The sequence below is a fragment of the Methylomicrobium lacus LW14 genome, from assembly GCF_000527095.1.
Classification (GTDB): domain Bacteria; phylum Pseudomonadota; class Gammaproteobacteria; order Methylococcales; family Methylomonadaceae; genus Methylomicrobium; species Methylomicrobium lacus.
The window spans coordinates 1,931,467-1,952,481 of sequence record NZ_AZUN01000001.1 but is presented as its reverse complement, the minus strand read 5'-3'; the positions used below and the strand labels follow the sequence as shown (position 1 = coordinate 1,952,481).

14 protein-coding genes are annotated in these 21,015 nt (G+C 57.2%); 2 read left to right on the top strand and 12 right to left on the bottom strand.

The window, feature by feature from the left end:
* The first annotated feature begins 1 nt into the window (after window position 1).
* Both METLA_RS0108735 and galU read left to right on the top strand, forming a co-directional pair.
* Entirely contained in the window at window positions 2-1,294 is a 1,293-nt protein-coding gene (locus METLA_RS0108735) for an adenylosuccinate synthase (protein WP_024298188.1), read from the top strand.
* A 343-nt stretch (window positions 1,295-1,637) separates the two neighbouring features.
* Complete coding sequence (gene galU / locus METLA_RS0108730) at window positions 1,638-2,519, top strand: UTP--glucose-1-phosphate uridylyltransferase GalU (RefSeq protein ID WP_024298187.1); 882 nt, start codon at window positions 1,638-1,640, stop codon at window positions 2,517-2,519.
* A 199-nt stretch (window positions 2,520-2,718) separates the two neighbouring features.
* Here the strand turns inward: galU and METLA_RS0108725 are convergent, their stop codons facing one another.
* From METLA_RS0108725 to METLA_RS0108670, 12 genes are all read right to left on the bottom strand, one after another.
* Window positions 2,719-2,967, bottom strand: coding sequence for a ComEA family DNA-binding protein (locus tag METLA_RS0108725; RefSeq protein ID WP_024298186.1), 249 nt, complete (start codon window positions 2,965-2,967; stop codon window positions 2,719-2,721).
* Window positions 2,968-3,632: 665 nt separating this feature from the next.
* Complete coding sequence (locus METLA_RS0108720) at window positions 3,633-4,097, bottom strand: cytochrome c (protein WP_024298185.1); 465 nt, start codon at window positions 4,095-4,097, stop codon at window positions 3,633-3,635.
* A gap of 118 nt (window positions 4,098-4,215) precedes the next feature.
* The gene (locus METLA_RS0108715) at window positions 4,216-4,932 is read right to left on the bottom strand and encodes a cytochrome b/b6 domain-containing protein (RefSeq protein WP_024298184.1); all 717 of its coding nucleotides are present in this window, start codon (window positions 4,930-4,932) and stop codon (window positions 4,216-4,218) included.
* Between the two features lie 19 nt (window positions 4,933-4,951).
* On the bottom strand, window positions 4,952-5,842 hold the full coding sequence (locus tag METLA_RS0108710) for a dienelactone hydrolase family protein (RefSeq protein WP_024298183.1): 891 nt from the start codon (window positions 5,840-5,842) through the stop codon (window positions 4,952-4,954).
* A gap of 178 nt (window positions 5,843-6,020) precedes the next feature.
* Complete coding sequence (locus METLA_RS0108705; protein WP_024298182.1) at window positions 6,021-6,428, bottom strand: ExbD/TolR family protein; 408 nt, start codon at window positions 6,426-6,428, stop codon at window positions 6,021-6,023.
* Window positions 6,428-7,198 carry a MotA/TolQ/ExbB proton channel family protein gene (locus tag METLA_RS0108700; protein WP_024298181.1) on the bottom strand — a complete coding sequence of 257 codons (771 nt, stop codon included), beginning with the start codon at window positions 7,196-7,198 and terminating at the stop codon, window positions 6,428-6,430. Before METLA_RS0108700 ends, METLA_RS0108705 begins: the two co-directional genes overlap by 1 nt.
* Before the next feature lie 10 nt (window positions 7,199-7,208).
* On the bottom strand, window positions 7,209-8,039 hold the full coding sequence (locus METLA_RS0108695; RefSeq protein ID WP_024298180.1) for an energy transducer TonB: 831 nt from the start codon (window positions 8,037-8,039) through the stop codon (window positions 7,209-7,211).
* Window positions 8,040-8,872: 833 nt separating this feature from the next.
* A complete protein-coding gene (locus METLA_RS21405) occupies window positions 8,873-11,899 on the bottom strand; it encodes a PAS domain S-box protein (RefSeq protein ID WP_084480107.1) in 3,027 nt (1,008 codons plus the stop codon).
* A gap of 327 nt (window positions 11,900-12,226) precedes the next feature.
* Window positions 12,227-12,871 (bottom strand): Fic family protein, encoded by a 645-nt coding sequence (locus tag METLA_RS0108685; RefSeq protein ID WP_024298178.1) that lies wholly within the window; start codon window positions 12,869-12,871, stop codon window positions 12,227-12,229.
* Window positions 12,872-13,234: 363 nt separating this feature from the next.
* The gene (locus METLA_RS0108680) at window positions 13,235-14,734 is read right to left on the bottom strand and encodes an efflux transporter outer membrane subunit (RefSeq protein WP_024298177.1); all 1,500 of its coding nucleotides are present in this window, start codon (window positions 14,732-14,734) and stop codon (window positions 13,235-13,237) included.
* Window positions 14,735-14,751: 17 nt separating this feature from the next.
* Window positions 14,752-17,877 carry an efflux RND transporter permease subunit gene (locus tag METLA_RS0108675; RefSeq protein ID WP_024298176.1) on the bottom strand — a complete coding sequence of 1,042 codons (3,126 nt, stop codon included), beginning with the start codon at window positions 17,875-17,877 and terminating at the stop codon, window positions 14,752-14,754.
* Window positions 17,877-21,014, bottom strand: coding sequence for an MdtB/MuxB family multidrug efflux RND transporter permease subunit (locus METLA_RS0108670; protein ID WP_024298175.1), 3,138 nt, complete (start codon window positions 21,012-21,014; stop codon window positions 17,877-17,879). The genes METLA_RS0108675 and METLA_RS0108670 overlap by 1 nt, the downstream gene beginning before the upstream one ends.
* Window position 21,015: the final 1 nt, after the last annotated feature.

Here is a 21,015-nt window from a genome sequence, read left to right as displayed (position 1 = left end):
AATGGGAAAAAATGTCGTAGTCATCGGCACGCAATGGGGCGATGAAGGTAAAGGCAAGCTGGTCGATCTGCTGACCGAACAAGCGGAAGCCGTGGTGCGTTTTCAAGGCGGCCATAATGCAGGGCATACGCTGGTCATTCGCGGCGAAAAAACCGTCCTGCATCTGATTCCTTCGGGCATCCTCAGAGACAACGTACAATGCATGATCGGCAACGGCGTGGTGCTGTCGCTGAACGCGCTGATCGAAGAAATCGAATTGCTCGAAAAAGCCGGCGTCCCGGTGCGTAACCGCTTATTGATCAGCGAATCCTGCACCCTGATATTGCCGGTGCATGTCGCGATCGATCAGGCGCGCGAAAAAGCGCGCGGCGCGAAAGCGATCGGCACGACCGGACGCGGCATCGGTCCTGCCTATGAAGACAAGGCCGGACGCCGGGGCCTGCGCGCCGGGGACCTGTTGAATCCGGCGGACTTCGCGGACAAGCTGAAGGAGTTGGTCGATTATCACAATTTCATGCTGGCCAATTACTATCATGCCGACACGGTCGATTTTGAAAAGACCCTGGAGGAGGCGCTGGCGCTCGGCGAACAGGTCAAGCCGATGCTGACCGATGTCAGCGAAGCCTTGTACCGTTATCAGGACCAGGGCAAGAATCTGTTGTTCGAAGGCGCGCAGGGCGCGTTGCTCGATCTCGATCACGGCACCTTCCCGTATGTGACTTCGTCCAGCACGACCGCCGGTGGCGCCGCGACCGGCTCCGGCGTCGGCCCGCTCGACCTGGATTATGTGCTCGGCATCACCAAGGCCTACGCGACACGGGTCGGCAATGGCCCGTTTCCGACCGAACTGCACGATGCCTATGGCGAACATTTGGGCACGGTCGGCCATGAGTTCGGCGCCACGACCGGACGCAAACGCCGCACCGGCTGGTTCGACGCGGTCGCGATGCGGAAATCGGTCCGGCTGAACAGCATCAGCGGCATCTGCCTGACCAAGCTGGACGTACTCGACGGCCTGGATAAGGTCGGCATTTGCACGGCGTATCGTCTGAACGGAAGCACGACCGAAACGGCTCCGCTGGGCGCGGATCGATACCAGCAATGCGAAGCGGTGATCGAGGAAATGCCGGGTTGGTCCGACACCACAGCCGGCGTGACCGACTACGCCAAATTGCCGGAAAACGCCAAAGCCTATATCAAACGCCTGGAAGAATTGGTCGGCGTAAAAGTGACGATCCTTTCCACCGGCCCGGATCGCGACGAAACGATCATTCTGGAGCATCCGTTCGCTTAAGGAGCTACGGGTCGTTCCGCTGTTCCGAAAGGAATGGCCCGCAAAGCTTGCTTATATTCCGTGCCATTCCGTTTCCGTTCACGACAAAATGGGCGATTGGATCGGTTTGTTGCAATAATCGGGTGCACCTTTTTTCCATGACTTCGATTAAGTTCCGATTCAGGAAACTCAGCTTATCATGATCCCTGTTTTGGGTGGCGGTCAGCCGGGTAACTTTGATCTTGCCGCGTTGCCAAGCAAAGAATGAATACGTGATGGGTATAATCGAAAGTGGGTTGACTCATCTTGATTCGCCGAAAGCCAGTATCCTGTACATACTTTCATTATTAATATCGGGAGTTATATGAATAAAAAAATTACCAAAGCCGTATTCCCCGTGGCCGGATTGGGTACGCGTTTCCTGCCTGCGACCAAGAGCACCGCGAAAGAAATGCTGCCGATCGTGGACAAGCCGCTGGTGCAGTATGCGGTCGAGGAAGCGATCGCGGCCGGTATCGACACGATGGTCTTCGTGACCGGACGCACCAAAAATGCGATCATGGACCACTTCGACAAGGCCTACGAGATGGAAAAAGAACTCGAGGCCAGAAACAAGAACGAAATCCTGAAAACGCTCAGAGGCATCCTGCCTCCGCATGTGTCCTGCGTGTTCATCCGCCAGTCGGAAGCGTTGGGGCTTGGTCATGCGGTGCATTGCGCGAAGCCGGTGATCGGCAACGAGCCGTTTGCGGTGATTCTGCCGGACGACCTGATCGAGGACGGTACGCGCGGCTGCATGGCGCAGATGGTCGAACTGTTTAACGAAAAACAGACTTCGATCCTCGGCGTCGAGCGCGTGCATCCTTCAGAAACCGGCAGCTACGGCATCGTCAAAACCGGCGAGGCGTCCGGCACCTCCAGCCCGATCGAATTGATCGTCGAGAAGCCGAAACCCGAAGATGCGCCGTCCAATTTGGCGGTCGTCGGCCGCTATATTCTGACGCCGAAGATTTTCGAAAAACTCGAAACGACCGGCCGCGGCGCCGGTGGCGAGATTCAGCTGACCGACGGCATCGCCGCACTGATGGCCGACGAGTCGGTGTTGGCTTACGAATTCGAAGGCAAACGTTATGACTGCGGCTCCAAGCTCGGTTTTTTGGTTGCGACGGTCGAATATGGACTCTTGCATCCCGAACTGAAAGAAGGTTTTTTGAAGTATTTAAAAGACCTTTCGCGAAATTTGTAGGAAATACCGGGTAGGCGGCATTTTTCCGCCCACCCTCAATAAAGGGATCACCGGAGCAGCGTAGAGTTTCCGTTTGCCTGCACCGAAGCCGATTCCTCTCGAAAAAAAATCGGCGTTATCTTGTAAACCGGTTGAGTTGACAGATAACGCCGATTTCTCAAGGACAATATCCTTATCTGCAATTGGTCTGCGATTCAGCTTATTGCAGCAAAATATCCTTTTTGTTTTTTTCGATCGTCTTTTCGCCAATACCGGCCACATTGGTCAAGTCCTCGACTGTTTTAAAAGCCCCTTTTTCAGTGCGATATTTGACGATAGCTTCCGCTTTTTTAATGCCAATGTTGGTCAGCGAATCCGAAATGGTCTTTGCATCTGCCTTATTGATGTTGACGGGAGTCGCCATCGCATTGAAGGAAAATACAGCCATCAGAAGCAAGATTTTTTTCATAAAAGCACCTTTAAGTTATTGAGGTTTGAATGAGAATGGCGGCGGGGTAGGAAATCGCCAACCGGTTTGCCACTCAAGGAAAAGTGTAGAAACTTACGCTGGATTTTCAACTGAGTTGCCTGAAAAATCAAAACTGCGTCACATTTTTCTTGTATTCGCATGGTGCAATGCAGGGGAAGGATACACCAGTGTAGTTGACTGATCAGCAAACTGATCCAGGCGATCAAGCCGGATCCCATTTGCCCGCTCGGCACGTCGTCCGGCAATGCGCGCAACAACTGCTATAACAGCGGTACTCGACGATTGGGTAGCGCACTTCCGGCAAGTCGAAGACCTTGATACCGCCGGTAGCCGTCCATCGCGACTTTGCCGCCACAGGCACAATGGTTTTGCGGGTAATATCGTTCGACCCGATCGACTTCGGAGGCATCCAGCAACGCCCGCTCATGCTTGTCATGACCGGCTTGCTAAGGCCAGTCGGGACAGCCAGGCCGGATGAAGGATGATGAAGGATACCCGCCCGGCATCGGCAGGGCACTGCCCTTAAGTTAAGCCGTTCGCCGAGCGCAGTCGAAGCGATTTGTTGGCTTCGGCTCCGCTCGGCGAACGATAAGTTTTGCGAGGAAGCGCTTAATTTAAGGGGCGGGTAGGTGAGTGAGGAGAGATTATTCGCGGATACGGATCAGGTCGTGGCAGCCTTTGCAGGTGGCGCCGAGTTTGCCGAACTGGGTTTTAATCGCAGCTACATCGCCGCTAGCCGCGACCTTTTGCAATTCGTTGGCTTCCTTGATGAAGTTGGCGTTGAATTCCTTCGCTTCGTCCTGTTTTTCAAAAAACTCCGGCTTCAGCCGGCTGGGTTTCCAACCGGTGCCTTTATCGGTGCCGGCGCCGTACAGTTTCTCGAAGACGCCCGAATTGGCGACCCCGGCGATCGCATTGGCGGCGGCGATCACTTCATCCTTGTTGTAGGTTTCCGGATGGCCGGAGGCCTGAGCCTTGATTTTAGCGGTATTCCAGCTCAGGAAAGAGTAGGAGGATTGGCGGAAGCGGATCTGGTCCTCGACATCTCCAGCCCATGCCGCAGCAGTGGCGGCGCCGAGCGCCAGGGCGATTGCCAGTTTGATTTTCATCTAGATAACTCCTTGTGATGGACTCAAAATTTGAGGGTTAAACTGTTTTGCAAAGCGTGTTAAGTAAGATGCGCCCCGAAGAGTGATTCCTGGGGCGCGGTGAGATTACAGCTGTGGGTTAATTTGCTGTTTTTGCATCGGCTGTAGCGGTTTGGACGCCGGCCAGCGGCGCCAGGTAGTCGATGACATTGCCGCCCCAAACGCCCCAGACGGTCGAGGCCGCGATCAGCAGGCTCAGGATCAGCGGCAGGGCGCTGACGGTTTGGGGCGCTGCCGGAACCAGGGTCTGCGGTAGTTGCTTTTTGCCGGTCAGCATCGGCAGGATCAGGTTCGTTTTTTTGACCCGCTGATAAAACAGGATCGCGGTGATGTGCAGGCCGACCAGGACCACCAGCCCATTCACGATCTTAATATGCCAGCCGCTCAGTTTGTCGCTGAAATCCTTGTCGATCAGGCTGAACAGCGGCCCTTCGAAAGCGATGTCATCGTTCGCGAACAAGCCGGTGCCGGCCAGGGCGGCCAGGGTGCCGAGCAACGCAATCACCGCCAGCGCGCCGAGCGGATTATGGCCGGCACCTTGCCAGCGACCTCTCAGATAGGCGATCAGCCGCGGCAGGGTAGGGAAGAAGTCGCTGAAGCGGGCATGCCGGCTGCCGACGAAACCCCAGAGCAGACGGAACACCAGGAGGCCGAGCACCATGCTGCCGCAGCGTCCGTGCCAGTCGGTCCATTCGCCGCCGGCCTTGCCGCTGGCGTAGGCGCCGACGACTGACGCGACCAGCAGCCAGTGAAACAGCCTTAACGGCCAATCCCAGATTTGCGCTTCGATTTTCATGACATCCTCCCGTGCCGGACTAGCCGCGTAAATGTTTGTTGAAGAAAGTGATAGTTCTGTTCCAGGCCAGCTTCGCGGCCGCCGCGTCGTAACGCGGGGTGGTATCGTTATTGAAGCCGTGCTGCACGCCCGGATAAATGAAGGCTTCGTAGTTCACGCCGGCCTTCTTCAGGGCCGCTTCATAAGCCGGCCAGCCGGCATTGATGCGGTCGTCGGTGCCGGCATAATGCAGCAACAGAGGCGCCTTGATTTTGGCGGTGTCTTCCGCAGAAGGCTGCGCGCCGTAGAAGGGCACGCCGGCCGCCAGGTCGGGTAATTGGGTGGCCAGGTAGTTGACGATGCCGCCGCCGTAGCAGAAACCGACCGCGCCGACCTTGCCGTTGCCTTCCGGCAGTTTTTTCAGCTCCTGCGCCGCCGCCAGGAAATCGGCCTGGGTCTTGGCCTTGTCCAGGTTTTTGAACAGTTCCCGCGCCTTGTCCTCGTCGCCGGGATAACCGCCCAGCGTAAACAACGCGTCCGGTGCAAAGGCGATGAAGTTGTCCAGCGCCAGCCGGCGGGTGATGTCTTCGATATGCGGATTCAGCCCCCGGTTTTCGTGGATCACCAGCACGACCGGCAGTTTACCTTCGGCCTTGGCCGGCTGGGCCAGATAGCCGCGGATCTTGCCGTTGCCGAGCGGGGAGGGGTATTCGACGAAGCGGGTTACGATGCGCGGATCGTTTCCGGGCACTTGCTCTGCGTGGGCGAAGCGCGGGTTCAACGCTTCCAGCAGCGCTTCCGCGCTCAGACCCAGGAGGGCGTACTTCGGAACCGAAGCTAAAAAATCACGGCGCGAGATGTCGCCGTGAACGTATTTGTCGAATAGTTTTAGCGCTTCCGGATGGAAGTCGTTGGCTGTTTTGCGCGCCATGAAAATCTCCTTGGGTATTAGATGAGTCGGATCACTGTCATTAAGTTAAGGGAAAAACTCCCTTTCCCGGTGGGAGAAGGAACCGGCCATCCATTAACTTAATGATATTGATGAGTCGGGTAGGGTACGCTGTGCATACCCTTTGCGGCGAAAAGGTACGCACAGCGGCCCCTACGTTTCAACTCGGCGCGGTCAGAACCGACAGCTTGGTCACGCCGGCGCGCTCGATCGCCGCCATCACCTTCGCGACGACGCCGTATTGCACGCCGTCGTCGGCATTCAGATTCAACGCCAGTTCCGGGTTGGCCGCCTGCCGGGTCTTCAATTCATTCTCGACCGCATCGACCGCGATCTCCCGTTTGTCGATGAACACCTTACCTTGCGCATCCACGCTCAGATAGACCGGGTCTTTTTCCTCCGGCGGCGCGGTTTCGGCGGTTTTCGGCAGATTCACATGCACGGCGTTGGTTAACAAGGGAGCGGTCACGATGAATACCACCAACAGCACCAGCATCACATCGACCAGCGGCGTGACGTTGATTTCGCCCATCACGTCGCCGTCGTCTTCTTGAGTTTTAAAGGCCATTAGGCGTGCGCCTCCTTCGCGGCGATCAGATCGTCATGGTTGTCTTTGGCGGACGCTTTTTTGCCGCCGCTGATTTCTGTCAGGCGCGCACTTGGGGCGGGTTTGCTGCCCGTGCGTTCGATGATGAACGATGCTTTCAACGCCAGATGCACGAAGTCGATCGCAAAGTCATCCAGGAAGGCCCAGACCACTTTGTTGCGGCGGATGTAGAAGTTGTAGCCGACCACGGCCGGCACCGCGACCGCGATGCCGACGGCGGTTGCGATCAAGGCCTCGCCGATAGGGCCTGCCACGACTTCCAGGCTGGCCGAGCCGCTCTTGCTGATGCTGGTCAAGGCGCCCATGATGCCCCAGACCGTGCCGAACAGGCCGACGAACGGCGAGATGCTGCCGATGGTGGCGAGGATCGCGAGACCGCTTTCGAGGGAACCGCGTTCCTTCTGCATTTGCTGGCGCAGACGCCGGTCCAGCAGTTCCTGCCGGTCCCAGGTGTGTTCGAGGTCATGGGTGGAGGCGCCGGACTCGGTTTCGATCAGCGTCGAAAAGCCGATGCCGGCGACCCGCGCGGCCGGGCCTTTCTGATGATCGAGCTGGGCGGCGGCCTGGATGCTCGGCGCGCTCCAGAACTCCTTGCTGTAACGGCGGTTGTGATAGGAAATCCGCGCATGCTGGATGCCCTTGACCAGGATCAGGGCCCAGGTCACCACGGATGCGCCGATCAAGGTGTTCAGTGTGGCGTCGACGATGAAGCCGGTTGCTATATCAGACATGGAAGTCTCCTCAAGATAAGTTGAAATTGATTGGAACGGTAACCCAGCCGGCGATCGGGGTGTCGCCGCGCTTGGCGGGTACGAAAGACCATTGCTTGACGGTTTTCACCGCCGCATCGTCCAGCACTTTCTGGCCGCTGGACTTGACCACATTAACCGTATCCGGTTTGCCGTTGGGTTGGACATGAACCTTCATCAGCACCTTGCCTTCCCAGCCTCTTTCCATCGCGATTTCAGGATATTCCGGGGCCGGGTTGTGCAGATAGTCCGCGCCGGCGGTCGGCGCGGTAATCTTCTCCTGTACGACCGGCGCCGGCGGCGCGGGTGGGGTAGTTATCGGTGCGGGCGGCGCGTTGGAGATCACCGGAGTCGGATCAGGGATGGGAGCCTGCTCGACCACTTTCGGCGTCGGTTTCAGTTTCTGCGGCTTCGGCTTTAACGGCACGACTTTAGGTTTAACGACCGGTGGTTTGGGTTTTGCGACTGGTGGTGGCGGGGCTACCGGCTTTGGCTTGGGCCTGGACAGGGTGATTTGGACTTTAGTAGGCAATGGCTTGACCGGCTCGACGATCTCCTGTCCAAGCGAGGCGCCGTCGAAACGCTGGACCACGCCGGTATGGATGGCGATCGACAGCAGCCCCAGCAACAGGTAGTCGAACGGCTTGCGGTCGCGGTTGTCGCCGGTGTATTTGAAATCGGCCAGCGCCGTAGCCAGCGGTGTCGTCGAAAAATTCGTGACCGACGGCGCGGCGGGTTTCAGCGCAGCTGCTCCGGCCGGCTCCCAATCCAGCGAGGGAGCGGTGGGTACGAATGGATTGTTAAATGCTAAAGGACTGCTCATTGCGATGTTCCTCGTTTAAGTAACCGTTGCACAGGGATTCGTCCGTTTCGATCGCCCCGATGTCCATCGGGCAGTAGCTCCCGGCTAAAGACGATTCGGGGTGGCCGAATCCGCTGTGCAAACACAAGATTAACAACGCCGTTTATCTTTATGCCTGTCGGTTTTGATTCGGGCGTTATGGTTAGAGTTAAAGCACGAGACGTGCCAGCTTGGGCACGCTTTGGCATTGCGTTGGGCAGTGCGCTTTGATAAAGCCTATAAGGTTTTGTTATTTAAGGTTTTTTTTATGGGTGGCGGCATCTGTTGTGCTGCGTGCGGCCCAACGGGATTGGAATTTTTCGCTTTCGCAGAGATTAAGCTGCTTGCTTAGCATCAGTTTTACCCCGGCCTTTGCTGGCGGGGTGTTGGCAAATCAACAGCATGGAATGGATGGCGAATACGGATTTCAGGCTGCTTCCGATACGTGTAGCGTATTCAATTGAATACGCCATTCCAATGAATTTAGGAAACCCGGTGGCCTTGGGTTACACTCTGATTCCATTGGAAAATGACGGACGGTCTGCCGGTTATGAAGCACAATCGCAAATTGAGCCGATTCAATAAGGTCGTGGTTTTATTCACTCTCCGCCTGCCGATCTTGCTGGCAGGCTTTGGCGTTGCGGCATCCGTATGGACGGGCACGCGGCTTCCCGGAGATTACCGATTTGAACTGGAAGCAGGCACCGGACCCGGAGCTACTGGGTTCATGTGCCGCCTCAGGCGGTATCGGGCCCTTTACCCGTCATCATCAGCCTGCACGGCGGGGGAGGCAATGCCCGGCAGCATCGGCTCTCCTAATACTTATCGGATTTTTCCCTTGTTGGTAAGGTGAAATAAAAAGTGCTGCCATGTCCTGGTTCGCTTTCGAAACGCAAAATGCCCCCATGCGTTTCAAGAATTGAGCGACTGATGGATAGGCCCATTCCCATGCCGTCTGCCTTGGTGGTGTAAAAAGGCATTAATATTTTTTGCTGTTGGTCTTTATCAATTCCCGGACCATTGTCCTTTATGCTGACCTCTACGGTATTGTCGGGCGCCAAACGACTCTGGATGTTTAAGTGACGTTGCTGTTTGGCGGGTAAGTTTTCCAGGGCATCGACGCTGTTTCGGATCAGGTTTATGATGACTTGTTCGATATGGATAGGGTCGACGTAGACAGGCGGCAGATTGTTCCCCGGTTCGAATGCCAGCTTGATGCCCTTATGTTTAAGTTCAGCATTACAGAGGCTGACAGCGTTATGAATCAACGTATTAATGTCGGTGGTTAAACTGCGTTTTGACTGCGATTTGACAAAATCCCGCATGCGATGAATTATCCCGCCAGCTCGTAAAGCCTGTTGCTGCGTTTTGTATAATACCTCGGCGAGCTTTATCAGATCTGGATTATCAGTGTTAAGCAGGTTTAAACTGACTTGGGTATAGCTGGTAATCGCTGAGAGGGGTTGGTTGACTTCATGCGCAATGCCTGAGGCCATTTCACCCATCAGCCCAAGGCGGGTGACATGAGCGAGTTGGTTCAGATGTTCCTTGTCTTGCTGTTCGCGGTATTTGCGCAAACTCACATCCCGAACGATATAAGTAAAATAGTGTGCATTATCGATTGAATATTCCGCGATTGACTGGTCCAAGGGCACCACAGAACCCTCTTTACGAAGGCCTTCAATCTCCTGAATTTTATATCCAGATTTCATTTCGTTGGACAAGTGCCCATCATTCTTTTCTTTTGACGATGACGGCATGAGTTTGTCAATTCTGCAACCTATCAGCTCTTCCGGTTTATAGCCAAAAATAGTTTCCACGGCGGCATTGGCGGATATGATGATGCCGGACATATCAACCGTGATAATGCCTTCCACCGAGGCATCAAAAATGGCGTTGAGTTTAGCCTCAATTTGTTTGCGCGGAGTGATGTCGTACAGAATGATCAAATGCTCGCCCGTAAAATTGGGATGAATCGCAGCGGCACTCGCCAATACAGTCTTAACGCTGTTGTTCTTACAGTGGATAATCAGCTCCAAAGGCGGAAAGTCGGTTTGTTCCTGTTTGGAGTTTTCCAGCGCCGTTTGCCAAATCGCTTTGACCTGAAGTCGATAATTCGGATCAGGATAAGCTTTCGGCCACCAGTCTGCCAGAGTGGGAATATCATCCAACGTGTAACCAAAGGCTTGCACAAAGGCCGGATTCAGAAAGGTGATATTCATCTGTTCATCGTTTAATACCATCGGCACAGGGGAAGCCTCGATGATCGAACGGAATTTTGCCTCACTGGCTTTTAGCTCATTTTCGAATAGCTTACGCTCGGTGATGTCCCTGCAAAACACACAAAACTGCTGAAAATCACGCAGGAAAGCGACCGATATTTCAATGTCAATGAGATGCCCGTCTTTATGACGGTGACGGGTTTCGAACTGGTCATAGCCTTTCGCAATAACTTTTTCAATATGTGATTGTACTTGCTCCGGTTTTTCTAATGCTTCCAATTGATTGATGTTCATGCTCACCAATTCATCAATCGAATAGCCGCTGATTTTTACATAAGCCTCGTTCACCTGCAGCAATTTGCCGCTCAGATCGAGTATCCAAAATCCGTCCAGGGAGATATCGATCATTGCTTTGAGCTGATTTAATGCCCACTCGGCCTGCTTGCGCAAGGTAATGTTTAAATGCTTGACCACCGCGCCTCGGCGCGAGCCTTGTAATGGCAACACCGTCATTTCAAACCAGCGTTGCTGGGTGGGCGAGTGGCACGGATACTCTAAATGAAAGGTTTCCAGCTCGCCTTTGAGTACCGCCGCAATACCGGCATAAGCGGAACTTGCCTCATTGCCGTAAGGTTGGTTAAGCGCATTCTTACAGGCCTCCAGATAATTAAAGCCCAGCATATCGTCGCCGCCATTTTCTTGAGCAAACTTCCGCCATGCATTGTTGATGGCAATAATAACCCCCTCGGCATCGAGCACGGCGAGATGCGAAATCAACGAGTTAAGGATGCTGACATTCAAGTCGTCACTGTCGCGCAGTTTTTTTTCCATCAGCTTGCGCTCGCTGATGTCGGTAGCAATCCCGCATATGCCGTAAATACTGCCGTCTTCATGGCGTAGCGGTTGCTTAATGGAAAGGCAGGTGCGGGCAATGGCGTTGTCTCTGAGGGTATACAGATTCTCGGACGCGATACGCTCCCCCTGTTCAATGACGCGGCGATCAATTTCGCGCAATTTTAACGTGGTCGCCTGATCAAAAAGGACATCGTCCGATTTTCCTATAAAGTCTTCCGGCGCTTTGCCAAACAATTGCCGTACCGGCTGATTGACGTACTGGTATTGATAGTTGTAATCCTTGATATAAATAAAGGCCTCGACATTGTCGAGAATGGTGACGAGCTTGTGTTCGTTTTCCCGCAATGCTGCTTCAGCGGTTTTTCTTTGCAGTATTTCAGCTTGCAGTTGCGCGGCGCTGGGTAAAGACAAGGCGCGGGGAATGATCCATAGCATCAGCCCGGCGGAGGCAAGCGAAATAATCGCTGTAAAGCCTTTAACCCAGCCCTCCAGCCAATATAAAGGTATCCAGATCGTGATCACCGACAGTAAATGGGTGGTGCCGCAGGCGACAATAAATCCGGCAAACAGGGCAACCAGCCACGGATAAGGAAAATCTTTACGCTGCCGGATAAAATAAACAAGAGTCAAGGGGATGGAATAATAAGCGAGAGTGATCACCAGATCTGAGATCACGTGTAGCCAAAGTAATACGGGGCTCCACGACAGACAATAGCCGTGAGGAATGAAGTCTTTAATACCCAAAAGGTCAATCAGTGGTTGCATTTATTAAGGTGATTTAACGGCTTATTAAGGTTCTGCCGCAAAGTTTGTCAGATTGATGGATAACTTTCAAATTCAAATAATTGAACGAACCAATGATCAGTCTTAAATGCGTCCCTTTCCGAAAAAATATTCTTATTCAACTTCCTTAGCTATGGCTGCTAAAAACCAGACCGCTTGCTTTTGATTCAGGATAAAACGGGGCCAAATTAAGCTGATCGTCCACATTTGGCCGTTCAGAGACTATCAGCTCACCGCAAGTATGGTAATTTTCGGAGCCCGCTTTCGATCATCGTTAACGAGTGCAGTGAGCATGAGATTGCGAATGCATCAAACACATTGATGATTCAAAACACTGAAGTCAAGATTCAGATGATAGCGAGTATGCTTCCTTTCCCCCGTGCGTAACAACGCGCCCTTGCCGACCAAGTCCTGCAAATCCCGTGTCGCTGTGGCCCGGGTTGCGCCGGTCAGGCCGATGTATTTTTCGGCGCTGAGCCCGCCCGTAAAACCTTCCGGTCCTTCACGGAACATCCTGGACAGCGCCTTCTCCTGACGCGGATTCAATTGGCCGCGTAAGCGATCATGCCGTTTGGCTTTTTTGATCAGAAACTCGATCCAGGTTTGCGTATAGGCTTGGGCGGTGACAACCCAGTCCGCGAAATAGATCAACCAGCCGGTGATTTCGTTGCGCCGGTTCGCGTGCTCAAGGGCCTCGTAATAGGCTTTTTTATTGCGTTCGATGGTGGCTGCAATCGCAATCAGCGTCGGTTGCCCCAGGCATTGGGCCTGCGCTTTTTCGGCAAGAGCCCGCCCAATCCGGCCATTGCCGTCTTCGAAGGGGTGGATGCTGACAAAATCGAGGTGGGCAATGCCGGCGCGCAATAAAGCCTGCAACGGCCGGTTTCCGCTCGGCGCCGTGTCATTAAACCAGGTGGTGAGCTGTGAGTTATAGAAAGCACTTTTATTACTCATGCTTGCATCGTTATCACGCTCCGGAGACTGCGAAAGTATTCATGGATTGGAGTGAAAAAACATCTTTTTTTTCACTCCGTACCTTTGCAAAAACAATGACTTGAAGATTAAAAAAGATTAGTCGTGCATTTTCCGAATTCTTTCACAGTCTTTCCGACGTGGGAATGCAGTCTGAACCGCTCCTGCGGTTCAGGACGCAGAGCGAGTTTCCACGCGGAGCATCACTGCCATTAAGTTAAGCCGTTCGCTGAGCGAAGTCGAAGCGCTTTGTTGGCTTCGGCTCCGCTCAGCCAACGATAAGTTATGCGAGGAAAACCTTAACTTAATGGCAGTGACGCGGAGCATGGGAACCATCAGTGGGAGTTATTTTTGACCGAATCCCAATAAATCCACCGGCAAGATCAAATAATCTGTCCATTTACGGTCGCCGTCTGCCTCGTCCTTGGTCGGCAGCAAACGCTCGTTCCAGCCGCCGCCCAGGGCCTTGACCAGCAACACCGAAGCGTTCAATTGTTCGCCCTTCAGCTGCGCGGCGGTTTGCTGGTTCGACAACGCGACGGTTTGCGCGGTCATCACGTTCAGATAACTGACGGTGCCGGCCTTGTACTGGTTGATCGTCAGTGCCACCGCCTGTTCGGCGGCCTTAACGGCCTTGTCCTGGACCTGGATCTCTTCCTGAAGAATCCGCAAGGCGGCCAGGTTGTCCTCGACCTCTTGGAAGCCGGTCAGCACGGTCTGCCGGTAGGCGGCGACGGTGGCGTCGTGGGCGGCGATGGCCTGCTGGTACTGGGCGTTCTTGACGCCGCCGTCGAACAGGGTCAGCGCCGCGCCGGCCGGCCCGAGCGCCCAGTAGCGGCGCGCCATCGTGAGCAGCGTGTCGACATCACTGGCTTGGTAACCGTTGCTGACGGCCAGATTCAAGGTCGGGAAATAGGCGGCCTTGGCGACGCCGATCTTGGCATTCGCGGCGGCGACCTGGCGTTCGGCGGCCGCGATGTCGGGGCGGCGTTCGAGCAGTTCGGACGGCAGGCTGACCGGAATCGAAGGCGGCGGGACCAGCAACGGCGACGCCGGCAAGGATAACTCCGCCGGCGTCTTGCCGATCAACACCGCGATTGCATGCTCGAGCTTGGCCCGCTGCACACCGAGGTTGACGGCCTGGGCGCGGGCCGATTCGAGCTGCGCCTCGGCCTGCACCACATCGGCCTTGCCGGCGACGCCGACCGCATAACGGTTTTTCGTGATTTCGAGCGTCTTCGCGAAGGCGGCCACGGTGTCGTCGAACAGGGCTTTCTGCGCATCCAGTGTCTGCAACTGAAAGTAGTTTTGCGCCAGTGTGGCCTGGCTGGACAGGATCAGCGCCTGCAAGGTCCCGGCGCTGGCCTGGGCGCTGTCGGTGTTGGCCTCAACCTGGCGGCGGATCCTGCCCCACAGGTCGGGCTCCCAGACCGCGCCGGCGCCGAGGCCGAACAGGTTTCTAATTCCGGGCACCGCGATACTTTGACCCGAGGCGGCCTGGAAGCGGCTGACCTGGCCGGTCAAGGTCGCGACCGGCAGCAGGGACGATTGCGACGATTGCACCAGATGCTGGGCCTGACGGTACTGCGCCTCGGCCTGCGCCACCGACTGATTGGCGCCGGCCACCTGTTCGACCAGTTCATTTAACTTCGGATCGTTGAAGATCTGCCACCATGTTTGCGGCAGTGCGGTGTCGCGCGGCTGCGCGGGCTTCCAGCCCTTCGCCTCCTTGAACGCGTCGGTAACGGCCGCCTCCGGGCGGACATGGTCGGGACCCACCATGCAGCCGGCAAGCGGGAGGCTGATCAGGGTTAAAACGAGCGTAGGGTTAATGCGCAAATTCATGCAAATCTCAGTCAAACTCAAGCGGGTTCTCCCGCTTTCTCGGCGGGACGGTTAAAAAATCGGGCGAGGAAACCGAAGCGGAGGCGGTCGAGGTACAGATAGACCACCGGCGTGGTATAGAGGGTCAGCAACTGACTGAAGATCAGGCCGCCGATGATGGTGATGCCGAGCGGCTGACGCAGCTCGGCGCCGTAGCCGCTGCCCAGCGCCAACGGCAGTGCACCGAAAAGCGCGGCCATCGAGGTCATCATGATCGGCCTGAAACGCAGCATGCAGGCCTCGAAAATCGCGGCGCCGGAATCCAGGTGGTGTTCGCGCTCGGCCAGCAAGGCAAAATCGATCATCATGATCGCGTTTTTCATCACGATGCCAATCAAGAGGATCACGCCAACCAGCGCGATGATGCTGAATTCGGTGCCGCTGGCCATCAAGGTCAACAGCGCGCCGACGCCGGCCGAGGGCAGGGTGGACAGGATCGTCAAGGGATGCATCAGGCTTTCGTAAAGCACGCCGAGCACCAGGTAGATGCTCAACAAGGCCGCCAGGATCAGCCAGGGCTGGTTGTCCAGCGATTGCTGAAAAAATTTGGCCGCGCCTTGAAAGCTGCCTTGAATCGCATCGGGCACTCCGATCACTTGCATGGCTTTCTTTACGGCCTGCGTCGCGGCGGACAACGAGACGCCGGGTTGCAGATTGAAAGACAAGGTGGTCGCGGCAAACTGGCCCTGATGGCTGACCGTCAACGGCGTATTGCTCGGCGCGAAGCTGGCGAGGCTCGCTACGGGCACCTGCCGGGGCCTTACTGCCTTGCCGTTCGCCGGCGTTTGCCCCGGCACGCTGACATACAGGTGTTTCAGCGCCTCCGGGCTCTGCCAGTATTCCGGCGCCAGTTCCATCACCACCCGGTATTGATTGAGCGGCTCGTAAATCACCGATACCTGGCGCTGGCCGAAGGCATCGTTCAGGCTGGCATCGATCAGCGCCGGATTGACCCCGTAACGGGCCGCCAGCTCGCGGTCGACCACCAGGCCGATCTGCTCGCCCTTTTCCTGCTGGTTGCTGCTGACATCGTTCAGCTCGGGCAATTCGGACAGGGCGCTCTGCACCTTCGGCGTCCATTCGCGCAATAAATCCAGATCGTCGGACTGCAGACTGAACTGAAACAGCGACGGGGACGAGCGCCCGCCGATACGCAATTCCTGCGCCGGAAAAACCTGCAAAGTGGCGCCCGGAATCCGGCCGAATTGGGATCGGAAGCGGCGCATGATGCTGTCGATCGAATCGCGCTGGCCGTGATCCTTCAGATCGATGAACACGATCGCGTTATTCAGGCTGCGCTGGCTGCTGAAAAAGCCGTTGACGTTGGTGACGGCCGGATCCTGGCGTATCAGCTTCGCGAACTCGAAAAACTTGTCCTGCATGGCCCAGAACGAAACGCCCTGATCGGCCTGCACGACGCCCATCAGCCGGCCGCCGTCCTGGGTAGGGAAAAAGCCCTTGTCGATGACCTTATACAAATATACGTTCAGCCCCAGGGTGGCGACGAATACCGCGAGCATTATTCTGGTATGGCGCAGTGCCCAACTTAAACTGAGGCTGTAAAAACGTTGGAGGCCGACGAAGCCGCGTTCGATGCCCCGATAGAGGCGGCCGTGGCGCGGGCTTTCCTTGCCGAGCCAGCGGGCGCACAGCATCGGCGTCACGGTCAAGGAAACCAGCAGGGAGACCAGCACCGCGGCCGACAAGGTCACCGCGAACTCCCTGAACAGGCGGCCGACCAGGCCGCCCATCAGCAATATCGGCAGGAACACAGCGATCAAAGCGACATTCATCGCGAGCACGGTAAAACCGACTTCCTTGGCGGCCAACAGCGCCGCCTTGAACGGCGCCGTGCCCTTCTCGATGTGGCGGCTGGCATTCTCCAGCACCACGATCGCATCGTCGACCACGAAGCCGGTCGCTATCGTCAGCGCCATCAGCGACAGGTTATTCAGGCTGTAATCGCATAAATACATCACCGAGCAGGCGCCAAGCAGCGACACGGGTACTGCGATGATCGGTATCAAGGTCGAGCGTAAATTGCGTAAAAACAATAACACGACCAAAATCACCAGAATGACTGCAAATAGCATCGTGTGTTCCACTTCGGCTAGCGAAGCCCGGATCGTCAGCGATCGGTCGGAGGCGACTTGCAGGTCGATCGCGCTCGGGATAGACGCCCGCAACTCCGGTACCATTGTTTTTATCCGGTCGACGGCTTCGATCACGTTGGCCTGGGGCTGTTTTTTGACCACCAGCAGCACGGCCGGCTTGCCGTCCTTGACGCCGGTGTTGCTGAGATTCTCGACCGAATCCTCGACCTTGCCGAGGTCGGCGAGGGTGACAGGCGCGCCGCCCCGGTAACTGACGATCAGCGCCGCGTAATCGGCCGCCTTGCGCGCCTGATCGTTGGCCTGAATCTGCCAGCGCCGGCCCGCATGTTCCATCTCCCCTTTTGGCCGGGTTATATTGCTTTGAACGATGGTGTTCCTGACATCCTCCAGGCCGATGCCGTATTGGCTCAGCGCATGGGGATTCAGTTCGACGCGCACCGCCGGCAACGATGACCCGCGTATGTCCACGCCGCCGATTCCCGGAGTTTGCGAGATTTTTTGCGCCAGCACCGTTGCCGCCACATCGTAGATCTGGCCAATATCCAGGCTGTCGGAGGTCAGCGTCAGCACGATGATCGGAGAGTCTGCCGGATTGTCGCGGCGATAGCTTGGCAGGCTCGGCAGGTTGCTCGGCAGCAGGTTGCCGGCCGCGTTGATCGCGGCCTGCACGTCGCGTGCCGCACCGTTGATATCGCGGCTCAGGTCGAATTGCAGGGTGATCTGGGTGCTGCCCATGCCGCTTTCGGAGGTCATCTCGGTGATGCCGGCGATCCTTCCGAGCGCCCGCTCCAGCGGCGTCGCGACCGTCGCGGCCATCGTTTCGGCGCTGGCGCCGGGTATTTCGGCGCTGACGCTGATCGTCGGGAAATCCACTTCCGGCAAGGACGCGACCGGCAGATTCAGAAACGCCAACACGCCGGCCAGGGCGACCGCGATAGTCAGCAGCGTGGTCGCGACCGGCCGGCGAATGAAGAGGGCCGAAAAATTCATCACCGGCCCCCGTCGTTTTCAATCGCTTCGACAGGATTCGGACGCAAGACGGCATTTACCCGCCGGGCGAGCGTGTCCATCCACAGATAGATCACCGGCGTGGTATACAGGGTCAACAACTGGCTGACCAGCAAGCCGCCGACCATCGTAATGCCGAGGGGGTGACGCAGCTCGGAACCGACGCCGCTGCCGAGCATCAACGGCAGGGCACCGAGCAGCGCCGCCAAGGTGGTCATCAGGATCGGCCGAAAGCGCAGCAGGCAGGCCTGGAAAATCGCCTCGCCGGGCGGCATCCTGTGCTTCCGCTCCGCCTCCAGAGCGAAGTCGATCATCATGATCGCGTTTTTCTTGACGATGCCGATCAGCAGAATGATGCCGATGATCCCGATGATGCCGAGGTCGCCGCCGGACAGGATCAACGCGAGCAGCGCGCCGACGCCGGCGGAAGGCAGAGTCGACAGGATCGTCAACGGATGGATGTAGCTCTCGTACAAGACTCCCAGCACGATGTAGACGGTCACGATGGCGGCCAGGATCAGCCACAGGGTATTGCCGAGCGAGGCGTTGAAGGCCTCTGCTGCGCCCTGGTAGCGGGTGCGGATGCTGAGCGGCAGGCCGATGTCCTCTTTGACCTGATCGATCGCGCGCACCGCATCGCCGAGCGCCGCGCCCGGCGCCAGATTGAACGATAAGGTCGCGACCGGAAACTGGTCGAGATGGTTGATAGCCAGCGGCGTCGGCCGTTCGGAAATTTCGGCGATCGCCGACAGCGGCACCTGGCCGCCGTTGCCGGAGGGGATGCGCAGATCGTTCAGCGAGACCGGGCCTTGCTGGGCGGCGGGATCGACTTCCAGCACCACCCGGTACTGGTTCGACTGGGTGAAAATGGTCGATACCTGGCGTTGCCCGTAAGCGCTGTAGAGCGTGTCGTCGATCGCGGCGGTGGTGATGCCGAGGCGGCTCGCGGTGCTGCGGTCGATGTTCACATAGACTTGCCGGCCCTGATCCTGCACGTCGCTGGCGACCTCGGCAAATTCGGGGCGGGCGGACAGTTTCGCGGCCAATGCCTGGGTCCAGCGGTTCAACTCGTCGCTATTCGGGCTTTCCAGGGTGAACTGGTATTGCGTGCGGCTGACCCGGTTTTCCATCGTCAAATCCTGCACCGTTTGCAGATACAGCTTCACGTCGCTTACTCCGGCCAGCTTCGGCTTCAGCCGGGCAATCACCTCGGCGGCGCTGGCCCCGCGTTCGGCCTGGGGCTTCAAGTTGATCAGGAAGCGTCCGGCATTCGGGGTCGTATTAATGCCGTCGACGCCGATGAACGACGACAGGCTCTCCACCGCAGGGTCCTCTAGGATCCGCTTGCCGAGCGCCTGCTGGTATTCGCTCATCGCCGCGAACGAGGCGTTTTGCGGAGCCTCCGAAAAACCCTGGATCAGGCCGGTATCCTGCGCCGGGAAAAAGCCTTTCGGGATGAAGACATACAAGGCCACGGTCAACGCCACGGTCGCGGCAAACACGGTCATCGTCAAGGCCTGATGCCGCATCACCCAGGCCAGGCTGCGCCCATAAGCGGCGATCAGGCGATCGAACCAGCCGTCGCCGTGGCCCTCGTCGCCGTGCTCGATACCATGGCGCAGCAAGCGGGCGCACATCATCGGCGTCAGGGTCAGCGAGACGACCGCCGAAAGCAGGATCGCGACCGCCAACGTGATCGCAAACTCCCGGAACAGCCGGCCGACCACGTCGCCCATGAACAGCAGCGGTATCAGTACCGCGACCAGCGAAAAGGTCAGCGAGATGATCGTGAAGCCGATCTGCTCCGAGCCTTTCAGCGCGGCCTTCATCGGCGATTCGCCGCGCTCGATATAGCGGGAGATGTTCTCGATCACGACGATCGCGTCGTCGACCACGAAGCCTGTGGCGATGGTCAGCGCCATCAGGGTCAGGTTGTTGATGCTGAAATCGGCCAGATACATGACCGCGAAGGTACCCACCAAAGACAACGGCACGGCGACTCCGGGGATGAAGGTGGCCGGAACGTTGCGCAGGAACAGGAAGATCACCATCACGACCAAGGCGATCGCGAGCAGCAGCTCGAACTGCACGTCATGTACCGAGGCGCGGATCGTGACCGTGCGGTCGGTGAGCGGCAGCACTTCGACGTTCAGCGGCAAGGATGCCTGCAATTGCGGCAGCAATGCCTTGATGCGTTCGACGACTTCGATCACGTTGGCGCCCGGCTGGCGCTGGATGTTCACGATCACCGCCGACGTGGTATTAGCCCAGGCTGCCAGCCGTGTATTCTCGGCATCGTCGATCACATGGGCGATCTCGGCGAGATGCACCGGCGCGCCGTTGCGGTAGGCCACCACCAGTTCGCGGTATTCGGCGGCCGAGCGCAATTGATCGTTGCTGTCGATGATCGCCGAGCGCAGCGGGCCGTTGAACATGCCTTTCGGCTGATTCACATTGGTCGCCGCGATCGCGCCGCGCAGGTCTTCCAGGCTGATGCCGTAAGCGGCCAGCGCCTGATGGTTGGCCTGGATGCGCACGGCCGGGCGCTGGCCGCCGCTGAGGCTGACCATGCCGACGCCGGGCAACTGCGAGAGCTTCTGCGCGATCCGGGTATCGACCAGGTCCTGAACCTTGAACAAGGGCAGGGTCTTCGAGCTGACAGCCAAGGTCACGATCGGCGTGTCGGCCGGATTGACCTTGCTGTAGATCGGCGGCTGCGGCAAGTCGTCCGGCAGAAAGGTCGCCGCGGCATTGATCGCCGCCTGCACGGTCTGCTCGGCGATGTCCAGGTCAAGTTCGAGCGCGAACTGCAAGGTAATCACCGAGGCGCCGCCGGAACTGGTCGAGGACATTTGCGTGAGGCCCGGCATCTGCCCGAACTGGCGCTCCAGGGGAGCGGTGACGATTGACGTCATCACGTCCGGGCTGGCGCCGGGATACAGGGTCACGACCTGCATGGTCGGATAATCGACTTGCGGCAAGGCCGAAACCGGCAACAGCCGGTAGGCGAGGATGCCGAGCAGCAGCATCGCGACCATCAGTAACGAAGTCGCCACCGGGCGTAAAATGAAGGGCCGCGAGGGATTGAAGTTGGGCGTACCCTGGCCTGAGTGATTCATA